Below are 13,185 nucleotides of genomic sequence, written 5' to 3' on the forward strand. Positions count from 1 at the left end.
TTCGCCGCATGGCCCCTTTTACGCCTGCCCCAATGCGCGATCCGCTCCCTCACGGCCGATTTCGCGGCATGGCGCTCGCCCTGATCGCCTGCGCGCTCGCGATCCGCCTGGCGGTTCCGTCGGGCTTCATGCTGATGCCGGGTTCGAACGGCGCGCTCCCGACGATCACGATGTGCAGTGGCCAGGGTGCCATGCCAATGCCAATGCCCGTGCGAATGGATCCTGCGAGCGGGCGAACTTCACATGACGACGGCCGGCATCAGGAAAAGGCGCCCGACCATCCCTGCGCCTTCGCCGCCGCCAGCGCAGCGGTCGACCTCGCCGCGATCCTCCATCCCGGCGCGCCGACGATCATCGAAATGGGCGTGCGCCCGCAATCTCGTGCCTTCGCGCAGCCAGGCCTCGGCCTCGCGGCGCCGCCACCTCCGAAGACCGGCCCGCCGATCCTCGCCTGATATCGCCGGACCGCGTTCCCGCGCGGCCTTCGAACCCTGTCGGCAGAACGGATCGTTCAATGAACACTCGATTTCCGCGCGGGCCGTCGCGCGCCTCCATGATCGTCGCCTGTCTGGCGGCTTTCCTGCCATCGTGCGGCGCGCGCGCCGAAGACAAGGACCAGCGCGACGTCCTGGTGACGGGTACCCGCCGGCCCAGGCCGATCGAGAATCCACCGGCGACGACGGCAACCGTCTCCGCCGATACGATCGGCGACACGATCAATGCCAGGAATGTCGAGGACACGATCAAATATCTGCCAAGCCTGATCGTCCGCAAACGCCATATCGGTGATACCCAGGCGCCACTCGCCACCCGCACTTCCGGCCTCGGTGCCAGCGCCCGCAGCCTGATCTATGTCGATGGCGCCCTGCTTTCGTCGCTGATCGGCAACAACAACACCATCGCCTCGCCACGCTGGGGTCTCGTCAGCCCGCAGGAGATCGAGCGGATCGATGTCCTCTACGGCCCCTTCTCGGCCGCCTATGCCGGCAACTCGATCGGTGCCGTGGTCAACATCACGACGCGCCTGCCGGACAGGCTTGAGGGCAGCGTGACAGCGGGCACGACCATTCAGAAGTTCGGGCAATATGGCACCGACCGGACACTCCCCGCCTATCAGATCGGCGGGACGATCGGCGACCGGTTCGGACCGCTCGCACTGTTTGCCAGCATCGATCACGTCACGAGCGATGGCCAGCCGCTGACCTATGTCACGGCCGCCACGCAGCCGGCCGGCACGACCGGCGGCTATGCCGACGTGAATCGCACGAACATGCCGATCCGCGTGCTCGGTGCCAGCGGCTTCGAACATCAGCGGCAGGATCGAATCAAGCTGAAGGCCGCGCTTGATATCACACCGGGCGTGCGCCTGACCTATGTCGGCGCCCTGTTTCTCAACAGGACCGACTCCACTGCCGAAAGCTATATCTCCAACGCAGGCGGCACGACCTATACCAGCGCCTTTTCAAGCGGCGTCTATCATGCGGACCAGCGCCATTGGTCGCACAGCCTCTCTGCAAGCGGCAGCGGCGACCGGTTCGACTGGCAGGTGATCGGCACCCTCTACGATTTCGATCGTGACGTGCAGCGCATCCCGACGGGAACGCTGCCCGCCGCCCAGAATGGCGGCCCGGGCACGATCACCCGGCTCGACGGCACCGGATGGAAGACGATCGACGCCAAGGGCATGTGGCGGTCCGATCCGGACGCGACCCACACCATCAGCTTCGGTGCGCATGCCGACTGGTTCGACATCAACAGCAACCGGTTCGCCACGACCAACTGGATCGATGGTGGTCAGGGCGCACTCAATCTCCAGTCGAAGGGCAAGACCCGCACCGCCGCGCTCTGGGTGCAAGACGCCTGGAAACTGCTGCCAGCGGTCACCCTGACGCTGGGCGGGCGCTATGAATGGTGGAAGGCTTATGATGGCATGAACTTCTCCTTGTCGCCGTCGATCCCCATCGTACGGCAACCTTTGCTGTCGGCCGCCAGATTCTCGCCCAAGGCCTCGCTTGCGTGGAATCCGGATGCCGACTGGACGGTCCGCTTCTCCTTCGGCCAAGCCTATCGCTTTCCGACGGCTGGCGAGCTCTACCAGATCGTGACGACGCCGGTGGCGGCGGTGCCCAATCCGAACCTGAAGCCGGAGAACGCACTTTCCGAAGAACTGGCGGTCGAGCGGCATGACGAGCGTGGCTCGATCCGCCTTTCCTTCTTCAACGAATCGATCAGGGACGCGCTGATCTCCCAGACTGGCCCGCTGCCGGTGGTGCCCCCACAGGTCGGCACCTTTGTCCAGAATATCGACCGAACCCGTGCACGGGGTGTCGAATTCGCGTTCCAGCGCGCCGATATCCTGCCTCGCGTCGATCTCTCGGGGAGTGTCACCTATGCCGACGCCACGACCCGCCGGGATGCGGCACTGCCCGCCGCGGTCGGCAAGCTCCTGCCTTCGGTACCGCACTGGAAAGCGTCGCTGGTGGCGACATGGCGCCCGACCGACCAGATCGCCCTCACCGCGGCCGGGCGCCATGCCGGCCGGATGTACGGATCGCTCGATAACACGGACGTGATCGGCAACACCTTCCAGGGCTTTGCCAGCTATACCGTCATCGATATGCGCGCCAGCTTCAGGGTGACCCCGCGCTGGTCGATCGGCCTCGGGGTCGACAATGTCGGGAACGAGAAATATTTTCTCTTCCACCCCTTCCCGCAACGCTCCTTCTCGGCTGACGCGACCTATATGTTCTGATCTTGGGCCACCTCCGTATATTTACGGATACGAGCGACCTTCGATCACGAATAAGGGCTATGAATAATTGACCCTCGAAAGATCAACCCGATCGGGTATCATCGTGGGCGAGTGGGGCGCATGATGACCGCGGGGTCCGGGGGGATGCTGAAAACCAGGGTGGTGGCAGGAGGATTTATCCTCCTTGCGCTGTTGCTTGTCGCGGCCAGCTTTGGCGGCTGGGTAATCGACAGCGACGCCCTGAAAACTTTCGGCATCCCCGGCTTCCCGATCCGGCCCTGGGCAGCGGTGGGCTTTGCGTTCCTCGCACTGGCCGCTGCCGCGCCGATCCTGGAGAAAAGGCGCCTGGCAACGCTCCTCGCCGTCGCGCCAACCGTGATCGCGACCTGGACGATGCTCCGCTACATGGGGGCCATCCAGATCGAGCTGTACCACCCCTTCTTCCCGAACCAGCTTGCCCGCACCGGCCTGCGATATCCCGGGCTTCCCTCGATCGGTGCGGCGTTCTCCCTGCTGCTGCTCTCCTTCGCCGTCCTCCTCATCCCGCACCGTTCCCGTCGGATCGACGATGTCAGCATCCTGCTTGCCGGCACCGCGTTGCTCGCCGCCCTTGCCGGCATCTTCATTATCCTGCTTCTCCCCGCCCAGGCCGGCGCGTCAGCCGAGTTTCTCAGCTCGCTGCCCGACAGCCTGATCAGCATCGCCATCGCCTTCGCCCTGATCATCCCGCGATCCGAGCGTGCCTGGATCACGATCCTGTCCGGCGGCGGCGAGGAATGGCGATCGTTTCGACGGGCGATTCCGGCGATCCTGATCCTCCCCATCCTGCCCTCGCTCGTCGCAACCGGGATCGTCCGGCACAAGCTGTTGTCGGACCTCGGCGCCGACGTCGCGGTGGTCACGGGCAATATCCTCATCGTCGGCGGCCTGCTCGCCTGGGCGACCTCCCGGATGCTGCAGCAGCAGGGGGAACTTTCCTACCTCGCCCGTGCGCTCGACACCTCGAACGTCGCGCTCGTCTTCCCCAATGGCGTGATCGCGCATTGGTCGGTCGGCTGCGAACGCCTGTACGGCTATTCGCGCGAGGAGGCAGTGGGACGGCGCAAATATGAATTGCTGCGCACGCGCTGCGCGGGCGGCAAAAGACCCGACCTCCTGCTGATGGGATCGGAATATGAGCAGGAACTGATCGAGACCCACCGCGACGGCAGCGAAATCCATGTGATCGAACGGCAACAGCCCGCCGAGATGCCGGATCGCGAATCGATGATCATCCTGAAGCTGCTCGACATCACCGAGCGCGTCCACGCCGAGGCAGCGCTTCGGGCAAGCGAGCAGCGCCTCGCCCTGGCAATGGCGGCCCATGAGGTCGGGGTTTTCGAATGGGATGTCGCAAGCGGCGCGTTCCACTGGTCGCCGGGTGCCGAACAGCGGCTAGGCTTCGAGAACGGGACGATGCGCGACTTCGAAAGCTGGCGCGCGCTGATGCTGCCGGAGGACGAGCAGAGCGTGCTGGATACGATGACCGAGGCGATCGCCTCACGCGCAGACAAGTTCAGCTTCCGCTATCGCCTCCGCCCGGTCGACGAGCTTTCACGGTCTATCGAGGGATCGTCCCAATGCATCTATGACGATGACGGTAATCTGGTTCGCACCGTGGGCGTCTGCCTGGAGACGACCGAGCGCGATGCCCGCGAGGCAGCGCTGCGCGCACGTGAGGCACAACTCCGTTCGATCCTTGAGACGGTGCCAGAGGCGATGGTCGTGATCGACGAGCATGGCGACATCCAGAACTTCAGCAGCACGGCGGAACGTATCTGGGGATATCGCGCCGACGAAGTGCTTGGCAGGAACTTCTCGATGCTGGCGACGGAGGAGGAAGGTCAGCGCTATGCCGCCGCGCTGCGCAACTATGTCGAGACGGGAAAGACCAGCGCAGTCGGCCGGACCGTGCCGGGCACCGGCCTTACCGCAGACGGGCGCGTGTTCCCGGCGGAGATCGAGGTCGGGATCGCGCGATCCGGCGGGGAGCTTCGCGTCACCATGTTCTTCACTGACATTTCCGAACGCCTCGTCACCGAAGAGCGGATGAGCGACCTCAACAACGAGCTGGCGCATCTGGCGCGCCAGGGCGCGATGAGCGAGCTCGCGGCGGATCTCGCCCATGAGCTCAACCAGCCGCTCACCGCCGTTTCCAATCTCGTCGCCACCGCTCGGATAATGACCGAGCGTGGTGGTGATCCCCCGGCGATCATCGACCTGCTCAGGATGGGTGGCGAGCAGACGCTTCGCGCCGGCGAGATCATTCGCCGCATGCGCGCGTTCATGGCGAAGCGCGACGTCGACATGCAGGCCGAGTCGCTGGCCGAGCTGGTCCGCGACACGGTCGATCTGGTGATGGTCGGCACCCGCCCGTTCGACACCCGTCTCGATTTCGATTTCGATCCCGCCGCGCCCCGCATCTTCGCCGACCGGGTCCAGGTGCAGCAGGTCCTGGTCAACCTGCTTCGCAACGCGATCGAGGCGCTGCGCGACCTGCCCCGCGCCAAGCGGCGCATCTCGATCAGGTCGCGGCGGCTCGACGATGCGATGGTCGAGATCGAACTGAGCGACAACGGCCCCGGCATCCCCGCCGAGATCCTCGACAACCTCTATGAGCGTTTTTCGACGACCAAGCCCGAGAGCGGCATGGGCATCGGCCTGTCGATCTCCCGCCGCATCGTCGAAGCGCATGGCGGCACGCTGGTCGGGGAGAATCTGCCCGGCCACGGCGCGTCATTCCGCTTCACCCTGCCCGTCGCCGAAGACAATCCGGGTGAAGAAGGGGCGTGACGTACCGGCCGGTGCCGGACAGGAGGAGGAGACTGGCTGGGGCGGCAGGGTTCGAACCTGCGAATGGCGGCATCAAAAGCCGCTGCCTTACCACTTGGCGACGCCCCAGCAGGGATTCCGTCAAAACAGCGCTTTGACGGAAGTCCCGGAGCGCAGCCCTTTAGGGACCGCGCTCGATTCCCGCAACGGCTCTATCGACTCAGTCGAGCCGATCCAGCCATCCGTGCGGATCAGGCGCGTTGGCGCGCTGGATATCGGTCAGCGCGTTGAGCATGCGCAACGTCGTCTGGCCCGGACCGCCGGTGCCGATGGTGAAATCGCCGCCACGCATCTTCATCTGGCCGATCGGCGCGACCACCGCGGCGGTGCCGCAGGCAAACGCCTCGCGCAGCCGGCCGCTTTCCGCATCGGCGCGGCACTGATCGATCGAATAAGGTTCCTCGCGCGCGGTCAGCCCCATGTCGCGCGCCAGCGTCAGGATCGAATCCCGGGTGATGCCGGGCAGGATCGTGCCGGTCAGCGGCGGGGTGACGAGCGTGCCGTCATCGAACACGAAAAAGATGTTCATGCCACCGAGTTCCTCGATCCAGCGGCGTTCGGCCGCATCGAGGAACAGCACCTGGTCGCAGCCCTGGCGAATCGCCTCCGCCTGCGCGACGAGGCTGGTGGCATAGTTGCCGCCGCACTTCGCGGCGCCGGTCCCGCCGGGCGCGGCGCGGGTATAGTCTTGCGACACCCACAAGGTGACTGCCGACGCGCCGCCCTTGAAATAGGCCCCGACCGACGACGCGATCACCGCATAGATATACTCGGCCGATGGCTTGACCCCGAGGAACACCTCGCTCGCAATCATGAACGGCCGCAGATAAAGCGAACCGCCGCCAGCCGTCGGGATCCACTCGTGATCGATCCGCACGAGCTGCCGAATCGATTCGAGGAAGAGGTCCTCGGGCAATTCAGCCATCGCCATCCGCTGGGCCGAGCTGCGGAAACGCGCAGCATTGGCCTCGGGCCTGAACAGCGCCGTGCCACCATCGGCGAGGCGATAGGCCTTCATGCCTTCGAAAATCTCCTGCGCGTAATGCAGCACGGCAGAGGACGCATCCATCTGGAACGGTGCCCGTGGCTCGACGCGCGCGTCATGCCATCCCTCGGTCTCATTGTAGCGGATCGTCACCATATGGTCAGTGAAGACTCGCCCGAATCCGGGGTTTTCAAGAAGGCACGCACGCTCGTTCACATCGACGGGCGCCTGATGCGGCACGTGCGTAAAGGTCAGGCCAGCGCCCGCGCGTCCGTCGATGGTTATGTCGAGCATGGTTCCGTTCTTACAATTTGTTACAATTTCTGGGTTGAAGCCTAGTAGGGAAGCGACCAAATCCGGTCAACATGGCAGCCCCATCAACGTCAGCATCGCCGCTTTTCCTGCGAGAGCCCGAGCTCCGCCGCGGCATGGAGTTGCTCTACTTCGGCAACAGCCACCTCACGCGCGCGATCGATCGCGGGCTTGCGGCCCAGGGCCTCGGCCGGGCGCACCACCGCGCGCTCTATTTCATCGCGCGCCAGCCCGACATGACCGTCAGCGATCTGCTTGCGCTCCTCGCGATTACCAAGCAGTCGCTCGGCCGCGTCCTGACCGAACTGGGCGATCGCGGGCTGGTCGAGACGCGACCGGGCGAACGCGACCGGCGGCAACGCCTGTTGCGCCTGACGGATGCCGGAAAGGCGCTCGAGAACGAGCTGTTCGAGGCGCTGCGGGAGCGACTGTCCTCAGCTTATGCCAGCGCCGGGCAATCAGCCGTCAGCGGCTTCTGGGCAGTGCTCGAAGGACTGATCCCTGAAAACGAACGCCCCCGTATCGAGGGCCTGCGCGCCTGACCTTGCCGCGGATGCGGTACGGAGCCTAGCGCGCCGCGTCCGCCATTTCAGCGTTACGGCGTGTTGATGCGGCGAGGGTTTCGCGCAGCAAAGTCTTCAACGCATCGTCGCGATCGAGGACATTCAGCCCCGCGCGAGTCGAGCCGCCAGGGCTCGCGACGCGATCCGCCAGCATGGCGGGCGAAACATCGGCTTCCGCTGCCAGCATGGCGGATCCCTCGACCGTGGCGATCGCCATGCGCTGCGCCTGATCGGCGGGCAGGCCGAGCGCGATGCCGCCCTGGGCCAGCGCATCGATGACACGGTAGAGGAAACCCGGCCCGCTTCCCGCAAGCGCGGTCACGACGTCGAACAGGCCCTCATCAGCAATCCACTCGACAAGGCCAAGCGGCGCCATCAGTGCCGAGACCGAGTCGCGCGCCTTCGCGTCGGCATCGTCCGAATGAAGCCCGACCACCCCCCGGCCGATCCCCACCGGCAGATTGGGCATCGCCCGCACGATCGCCCCGGCATCGAATCGCCTGGCCAGCGCGGTACCCTCAACACCCGCGAGGATCGAGACCAGCACCGGCACGCCCGCGAGCCGGCCGGCGAAGCGGCCCGCAATCTCGTCAAGCTGCTGGGGCTTCATCCCCAGCATCACCATGTCGGGCAAAGGCCCTTCGGGCAGTTCGCGCGCCTGCCGTACACCCTCCGGCAGATCGCGATCGGCACGGTTGACGACGTCGACCCGATCCGCCGCGACCACACCGGAGGCGATCCAGCGGCGCAGCATCGCACCGCCCATGTTGCCGCAGCCGATCAGCCAGAGATTCTCCAGGCTCACGCCTCGCCCTGGGTCTCGGTCATCGCCGCCGCGAGAGCTTCCTTGGGCGTCTTGCCGCCCCACAGCACGAACTGGAACACGGGATAGAAGCGCTCGCACTCGTCGATCGCCGATTCGACCAGCAGTTCAGCCGCGCCGAGCGACATGGTGCCGTTCTCGCCCTCGATCATCGCGGCATGGCGATAGAGCAGGATGCCGCTGGACGACCAAAGCTCGAAATGCCCGACCCAGAGTTGCTCGTTGATCAGCCCGATCGCCTCGTAGATCGCACTTCGGCGCTCGTCCGTGACACGGATATCCGGGAAGGCGAGGAACTGGATGACGCTGTCTTCGTCACGCCACAGCGCCCGGAGCTCATATTGAGTCCAGCTGCCCTTTACCTTGGCGATGACCTCGTCGTCCTGGCGCTCATGTTCCCAGCCATGCGCCGCGAAATAGCTTTCGAGCATATCGATGGGCGCGGCGTCGTCGCGTTCGTAATCGGCTTCGTCGAGCATCACGCCATGCCTCCCGCTACGATCATGACACCATATCTGGTGCCGCGATACTGTCGAACGCACAAGGCGGGGGTGGATAGGCCTGTAGAAAAAACTGTGGAAAAGATCGTCAGGCTCCTGCTTTGGTCTTCTTGGGGGCGGCCGGGGCTGCCTTGGCCTCGAGCGCGTCGAGCCGCGCGCGCAGCGCATCCGCATCGTCGCGGGCGGCCGCGGCCATGGCCTTCACCGCCTCGAACTCGTCGCGGCTGACGAAATCGAGACCGCCGATCCACTCCTTGGCCCTGGACCGGGCGCCCTGCTCAGCTTCACGACCCATGCCGGCCAGCGTACCGGCGGCGCCGTTCATGAACTTCACGAAATCGTCGAAAATCTTGTTGTCGGACTGCATCGGGTGATCTCGCAAATGGCGTTCAGATATTGATGATCTGGGACGTCGAGGACGACGGCACAAGGGTTTCGGCCCCGGGATTGAGCTCGGCGATCCGGTACATCAGCAGCCCGGCATAGACCAGCCATGCCAGATACGGCACCAACAGCCACGCCGCGCTCGACCGAATCCGCCCGAACAGCATCGTCGTAGCGAGGGCGAGTACGAACATCACGCCGATCGTCACCAGTGACCATGTCACCTGGTGCATGCCGAAGAACAGGGGCGACCAGACCAGGTTCACCGCCATCTGGACCGCGAACAGGGTGATCGCGGGGCCGCGCAGCCGCGATCCGCGTGCATGGATGATCATCGCCAGCGCCACGCCCATCAGGATATAGATCGTGGTCCAGGCAGCCGGGAAGGCCCAGTCGGGCGGCGTCTCGGCGGGTTTGACGAGCGCGGCATACCAGCTGTTGGCCGAACCACTCGGCGCCAGCCGGGCCGATGTGAACCCGAGCAGCAGGATGAACGGGACGGTGACGACCGCCCAGCGCATGAACGCCAGCCGGAGCTGCTGTTTCGATGCGATTTCCCTCAAGCTTCCAAACCCTTCCAGTCCCCCGCACCGTTCGCGCGAACAGTTGGCGATCCACTATAGAAGAAGGCGGAGGCAATTCATCGGATAAATTTCGCACGTGCGAACGGAATCTGTCTCACTCCGTTTCAGGCGGGTTTCCGCCGACTCGTTTCGCCGCCAGCAGGAACTCGATATTGCCTTCCGGGCCAGTGATCGGGCTCTCGGCAATGCCCTCGACTTGCCAGCCGCGCGATTGCACCCAGGCTGAAACCTCAGCGCAGACACGCGCATGCACGGCCGGGTCGCGCACCACGCCGCCTTTCCCGACTTCCTCCCGCCCCGCCTCGAATTGCGGCTTCACCAGCGCGAGCAATCGTGCCTCTTCCTTCGCGAACCCCATCGGCACGTCGAGCACCTTGGCAAGGCCGATGAAACTCGCATCGCACACGATCAGGTCGACCCGCTCGGGAATATGCGTCGCCGTCAGGATCCGCGCGCTTGTCTGTTCGTGGACGATCACGCGCTGATCCTGGCGCAGCTTCCAAGCGAGCTGGTTGGTGCCGCTGTCGACCGCATAGACCCGCGCCGCGCCGCGCGTGAGCAGCACGTCGGTGAAGCCACCGGTCGAAGAGCCGACGTCGATGGCGACCGCACCCTTCACGTCCCAGCCGAAATGATCGAGCCCATGCGCCAGCTTGATCCCGCCACGCGAGACCCAGGGATGATCGCGCCCGCGTACATCGAGCACGACGTCCCCCGCGACCTGCTGCCCCGGCTTGTCGATCTTGCGGTCACCCGCGAAGACCAGCCCGGCCATGATCAGCGCCTGCGCGCGCGTCCGGCTCTCGGCAAGGCCGCGATCGACAAGGACCTGATCGGCGCGAAGCTTGGCCATGCCCCGCCGTAGCAAGCCGGATCGCGCCGGGATAGCCTCGCCAGACCGAGCGAAAGCCCTGCCGGCCCGCACCGTTCCCGACCCATCATGGGTCCGTTTCGGACTGTCGCAATGACTGCGCATTTGGTCGCAGTAGCTATTGCCTATCTAATTAGTAGGAATAAGTTTCAGGGCGGGAGGCGTGGTCGCCCGGCGTCCCCCTAGAGCTTCGAGCGGCCACGTCTCTCCCCCTGTTGAAGGAGTGCGCACGATGGGAAGCTTTTCGCCCCACGACCCGGCCCAACCAACGATCCTGACCGTCCCCGGTCTCGGCGGATCCGGCCCTTCGCACTGGCAAAGCCTGTGGGAAAGCGCCCGGCCGGATACCGTCCGCGTCGAGCTCGGCATGTGGAATACCCCGCATCGCAACGCCTGGGTGACCAAGCTCGACCAGGCGATCCGATCGGCGCAGGCGCCGGTCATCCTCGCCGCGCACAGCCTTGGCTGTCTCGCCGTCGCCTGGTGGGCCGAGCTCACGCGCCAGCCCTATGGCTGGCCGGTCGCCGGCGCGCTGCTGGTCGCACCGGCCGATGTCGACCTCCCGGATGCGCAGGTCGATCTGAAGGCGTTCGCGCCCACACCGATCGCCCCGCTGCCCTTCCCGTCGATCCTCGTCGCCAGCCGCGACGATCCCTGGATCACGATCGAGCGGGCCCATAGCCTCGCGGCGACATGGGGCAGCCATTTCGTCGATGCCGGCGAACAGGGCCATATCAACGCGGCCAGCGGGATTGGCTGGTGGAGCGAGGGGCAGGAACTGCTCGATCGAGTCATCCATGCCGCCGGCGACCGCAAGGGCCGCCCCCGCCCGCCCGGCGACGCGCGCTCGATCCTCGCGGTCAACGCGACGGATGCGGCACAGGCTCATTATCTGGGCGAAAGCGCACGGTAGCGGCACAGGCTCCTTCCCTTCGGGGGAGGCGCTGAAAGATCACTCCAGGAACAGATAGCCCGGGTCGAATTCGGCAAAGCTGCGCAAGGCAGCCCAGTCGAGGATCGTGGCGGTGCCAGCACGGAACTCGACCAGCCCCTGTTCGCGCAACTGCCGCAGCATGCGATTGGCATGGACCGGCGTCAGCCCTGTCGCATCGGCGAGGTCGATCTGGGTCAGCGGGAAGGCGAAGCGCATGCCGTCGGTCATGCCGACGCGCTGGAGCCGCATGTACATCTCGCAGAACAGGTGCGCGAGCCGCACCGCCGCGGAGCGCGCGCCGATCGACACGATCCATTCGCGGTTGATCGCGGCATCGATCAGCGTCGATCGCCACAGCAATTCAGTCAATGTCGGCGACTGCTCCGTCAGCGCACGGATCGCCGGATGCGGGAACAGGGCGACCTTCACCGCCGTCAGCGCGGCAACCGAATGTTCGAGCCGCTTCAACGGATAGCTGTGCAGATCCACGAAATCGCCCGGCACGTGGATCGCGAGGATCTGCCGACGGCCCTCCGGCGTATCCTTGTAGCGCTCGACAAAGCCTTCGAGCAGCAGGGTGCATTGAGTCAGCGGCACCTGCTGGCGCACGATGATCTGCTTCGCCCTGAATTCAGCGGTACGCCCTACCGCGGCTTCCAGCGATGCAGCCTCGGCTTCGCTAAGCTTCGGGGTCTGGTGGGTTTTCAGGAAATTTCGCGTGTACATTTCCATACCTTATCGGAACCGTCCCGGTCGCGCCTGCGTTTTTGTTAATCCGGGAAAGGTTATTTCGCCATGCCGACCAAGGCCCATGACGTCCCAACGACGGTGACCGCAGAGCAGGGCGAGGTGATGCTCGACGGACCCGATGGCCTTGCGGTTTCCTTCACTCCCGATGCGGCGTCTAAATCGGCCAGCGCAATCGCCGCCGCAGCCGACGAAGCGCAGCGGCAGTCGAGGCAAACCAAATCGCCCAAATAGACTGCCGTTTACCACAGCACGGAAGGCCGCCTTAACCGTCTTCATGCCATCGGAGGCAATGCCCTTCGCCAAACTCTTCCGCAGCCGCTGGGCGGCGCTGGTCTGGGCGGGTGGCATCTTGTGGACAGCGGTCGACGTCGCCGGCTACGCTCCTTCCCGTCCACCTGACAATCAATCTGCCGCCGCAGTACCGGCCGCAGTACCGACCGATGCGACCGGAGAGGCCGTTCAGAACAGCGACCTCGTCGCACTCGCCGCCGCCCTCAACGCCAACTAACGCCCGGCGAACAGGAACGCAGCGGCGCCGATCAGGCACAGGAACGCGCCCGCATGCCGCCAGCTCAGCGGCTCGCCCAGCACTGCGACCATGAAGACGCCGAACACCAGCAGCGTTATCACTTCCTGCGCCACCTTGAGCTGCCCGCCGCTCCAGCCCGAAGCGTAGCCAAGCCGGTTGGCGGGCACCGCGAGGCAATATTCGAACAGGGCGATGCCCCAGCTGATCAGGATCACCCAGATCAACGGTTTCGTCATCCCGCCCTTCAGATGCCAGTACCAGGCAATCGTCATGAAGCAGTTGGACGCGACGAGCAGCAGGATAGTGGGCACGGGCAGGATCCTCCGG

The 13,185-nt window shown here is 65.2% G+C and carries 15 protein-coding genes and 1 tRNA gene; 7 read left to right on the plus strand and 9 right to left on the minus strand.

Annotation, left to right across the window (positions count from 1 at the left end; all coding sequences use genetic code 11):
• Nucleotides 1-68 precede the first annotated feature (68 nt).
• From P0Y59_12605 to P0Y59_12615, 3 genes are all read left to right on the plus strand, one after another.
• Nucleotides 69-455 (plus strand): hypothetical protein, encoded by a 387-nt coding sequence (locus P0Y59_12605; protein ID WEJ97810.1) that lies wholly within the window; start codon nucleotides 69-71, stop codon nucleotides 453-455.
• A gap of 59 nt (nucleotides 456-514) precedes the next feature.
• Nucleotides 515-2,752, plus strand: coding sequence for a TonB-dependent receptor (locus tag P0Y59_12610; GenBank protein WEJ97811.1), 2,238 nt, complete (start codon nucleotides 515-517; stop codon nucleotides 2,750-2,752).
• 123 nt (nucleotides 2,753-2,875) lie between these two features.
• On the plus strand, nucleotides 2,876-5,584 hold the full coding sequence (locus P0Y59_12615; GenBank protein ID WEJ97812.1) for a PAS domain S-box protein: 2,709 nt from the start codon (nucleotides 2,876-2,878) through the stop codon (nucleotides 5,582-5,584).
• Between the two features lie 33 nt (nucleotides 5,585-5,617).
• On the opposite strand, the gene P0Y59_12620 is transcribed toward P0Y59_12615, so the two are convergent.
• Together P0Y59_12620 and P0Y59_12625 are read right to left on the minus strand one after the other, a co-directional pair.
• Nucleotides 5,618-5,692 (minus strand) — tRNA-Gln (locus tag P0Y59_12620).
• Nucleotides 5,693-5,783: 91 nt separating this feature from the next.
• The gene (locus P0Y59_12625) at nucleotides 5,784-6,902 is read right to left on the minus strand and encodes a branched-chain amino acid aminotransferase (protein WEJ97813.1); all 1,119 of its coding nucleotides are present in this window, start codon (nucleotides 6,900-6,902) and stop codon (nucleotides 5,784-5,786) included.
• Nucleotides 6,903-6,973: 71 nt separating this feature from the next.
• Between P0Y59_12625 and P0Y59_12630 the strand changes: the two genes are divergently transcribed.
• On the plus strand, nucleotides 6,974-7,462 hold the full coding sequence (locus P0Y59_12630; GenBank protein ID WEJ97814.1) for a helix-turn-helix domain-containing protein: 489 nt from the start codon (nucleotides 6,974-6,976) through the stop codon (nucleotides 7,460-7,462).
• A gap of 25 nt (nucleotides 7,463-7,487) precedes the next feature.
• Here P0Y59_12630 and proC read toward each other — a convergent pair whose 3' ends face one another.
• From proC to P0Y59_12655, 5 genes are all read right to left on the minus strand, one after another.
• The gene (gene proC, locus P0Y59_12635) at nucleotides 7,488-8,288 is read right to left on the minus strand and encodes a pyrroline-5-carboxylate reductase (protein WEJ97815.1); all 801 of its coding nucleotides are present in this window, start codon (nucleotides 8,286-8,288) and stop codon (nucleotides 7,488-7,490) included.
• A complete protein-coding gene (locus tag P0Y59_12640) occupies nucleotides 8,285-8,785 on the minus strand; it encodes a YbjN domain-containing protein (protein ID WEK02561.1) in 501 nt (166 codons plus the stop codon). Before P0Y59_12640 ends, proC begins: the two co-directional genes overlap by 4 nt.
• A 109-nt stretch (nucleotides 8,786-8,894) precedes the next feature.
• Complete coding sequence (locus P0Y59_12645; GenBank protein WEJ97816.1) at nucleotides 8,895-9,173, minus strand: accessory factor UbiK family protein; 279 nt, start codon at nucleotides 9,171-9,173, stop codon at nucleotides 8,895-8,897.
• 22 nt (nucleotides 9,174-9,195) lie between these two features.
• Nucleotides 9,196-9,753, minus strand: coding sequence for a tryptophan-rich sensory protein (locus P0Y59_12650; protein ID WEJ97817.1), 558 nt, complete (start codon nucleotides 9,751-9,753; stop codon nucleotides 9,196-9,198).
• Nucleotides 9,754-9,868: 115 nt separating this feature from the next.
• Nucleotides 9,869-10,627 carry a TlyA family RNA methyltransferase gene (locus P0Y59_12655; GenBank protein ID WEJ97818.1) on the minus strand — a complete coding sequence of 253 codons (759 nt, stop codon included), beginning with the start codon at nucleotides 10,625-10,627 and terminating at the stop codon, nucleotides 9,869-9,871.
• A gap of 250 nt (nucleotides 10,628-10,877) precedes the next feature.
• Here P0Y59_12655 and P0Y59_12660 point away from each other — a divergent pair, with 250 nt between their 5' ends.
• A complete protein-coding gene (locus tag P0Y59_12660) occupies nucleotides 10,878-11,558 on the plus strand; it encodes an alpha/beta hydrolase (GenBank protein ID WEJ97819.1) in 681 nt (226 codons plus the stop codon).
• Nucleotides 11,559-11,597: 39 nt separating this feature from the next.
• Here P0Y59_12660 and P0Y59_12665 read toward each other — a convergent pair whose 3' ends face one another.
• Nucleotides 11,598-12,305, minus strand: coding sequence for a Crp/Fnr family transcriptional regulator (locus P0Y59_12665; GenBank protein WEJ97820.1), 708 nt, complete (start codon nucleotides 12,303-12,305; stop codon nucleotides 11,598-11,600).
• 69 nt (nucleotides 12,306-12,374) lie between these two features.
• Between P0Y59_12665 and P0Y59_12670 the strand changes: the two genes are divergently transcribed.
• Both P0Y59_12670 and P0Y59_12675 read left to right on the plus strand, forming a co-directional pair.
• Entirely contained in the window at nucleotides 12,375-12,560 is a 186-nt protein-coding gene (locus P0Y59_12670) for a hypothetical protein (GenBank protein WEJ97821.1), read from the plus strand.
• Nucleotides 12,561-12,618: 58 nt separating this feature from the next.
• Nucleotides 12,619-12,837: a hypothetical protein gene (locus P0Y59_12675; protein ID WEJ97822.1), complete on the plus strand. Its 219-nt coding sequence runs from the start codon at nucleotides 12,619-12,621 to the stop codon at nucleotides 12,835-12,837.
• On the opposite strand, the gene P0Y59_12680 is transcribed toward P0Y59_12675, so the two are convergent.
• Complete coding sequence (locus P0Y59_12680) at nucleotides 12,834-13,169, minus strand: DMT family protein (protein WEJ97823.1); 336 nt, start codon at nucleotides 13,167-13,169, stop codon at nucleotides 12,834-12,836. The two genes, P0Y59_12675 and P0Y59_12680, sit on opposite strands and share 4 nt — an antisense overlap.
• Between the last annotated feature and the right edge of the window lie 16 nt (nucleotides 13,170-13,185).

This window comes from Candidatus Sphingomonas phytovorans (genome assembly GCA_029202385.1).
Lineage (GTDB): Bacteria > Pseudomonadota > Alphaproteobacteria > Sphingomonadales > Sphingomonadaceae > Sphingomonas > Sphingomonas phytovorans.

What these genes read in the sequence shown, in the direction of transcription:
- P0Y59_12640 (WEK02561.1), bottom strand. Translation starts at nt 8,785, where the DNA reads ATGCTCGACGAAGCCGATTACGAACGCGACGACGCCGCGCCCATCGAT.
- P0Y59_12655 (WEJ97818.1), bottom strand. Translation starts at nt 10,627, where the DNA reads ATGGCCAAGCTTCGCGCCGATCAGGTCCTTGTCGATCGCGGCCTTGCC.
- P0Y59_12675 (WEJ97822.1), top strand. Translation starts at nt 12,619, where the DNA reads ATGCCCTTCGCCAAACTCTTCCGCAGCCGCTGGGCGGCGCTGGTCTGG.
- P0Y59_12670 (WEJ97821.1), top strand. Translation starts at nt 12,375, where the DNA reads ATGCCGACCAAGGCCCATGACGTCCCAACGACGGTGACCGCAGAGCAG.
- P0Y59_12665 (WEJ97820.1), bottom strand. Translation starts at nt 12,305, where the DNA reads ATGTACACGCGAAATTTCCTGAAAACCCACCAGACCCCGAAGCTTAGC.
- P0Y59_12605 (WEJ97810.1), top strand. Translation starts at nt 69, where the DNA reads ATGGCGCTCGCCCTGATCGCCTGCGCGCTCGCGATCCGCCTGGCGGTT.
- P0Y59_12610 (WEJ97811.1), top strand. Translation starts at nt 515, where the DNA reads ATGAACACTCGATTTCCGCGCGGGCCGTCGCGCGCCTCCATGATCGTC.
- P0Y59_12615 (WEJ97812.1), top strand. Translation starts at nt 2,876, where the DNA reads ATGACCGCGGGGTCCGGGGGGATGCTGAAAACCAGGGTGGTGGCAGGA.
- P0Y59_12625 (WEJ97813.1), bottom strand. Translation starts at nt 6,902, where the DNA reads ATGCTCGACATAACCATCGACGGACGCGCGGGCGCTGGCCTGACCTTT.
- P0Y59_12660 (WEJ97819.1), top strand. Translation starts at nt 10,878, where the DNA reads ATGGGAAGCTTTTCGCCCCACGACCCGGCCCAACCAACGATCCTGACC.
- P0Y59_12645 (WEJ97816.1), bottom strand. Translation starts at nt 9,173, where the DNA reads ATGCAGTCCGACAACAAGATTTTCGACGATTTCGTGAAGTTCATGAAC.
- P0Y59_12630 (WEJ97814.1), top strand. Translation starts at nt 6,974, where the DNA reads ATGGCAGCCCCATCAACGTCAGCATCGCCGCTTTTCCTGCGAGAGCCC.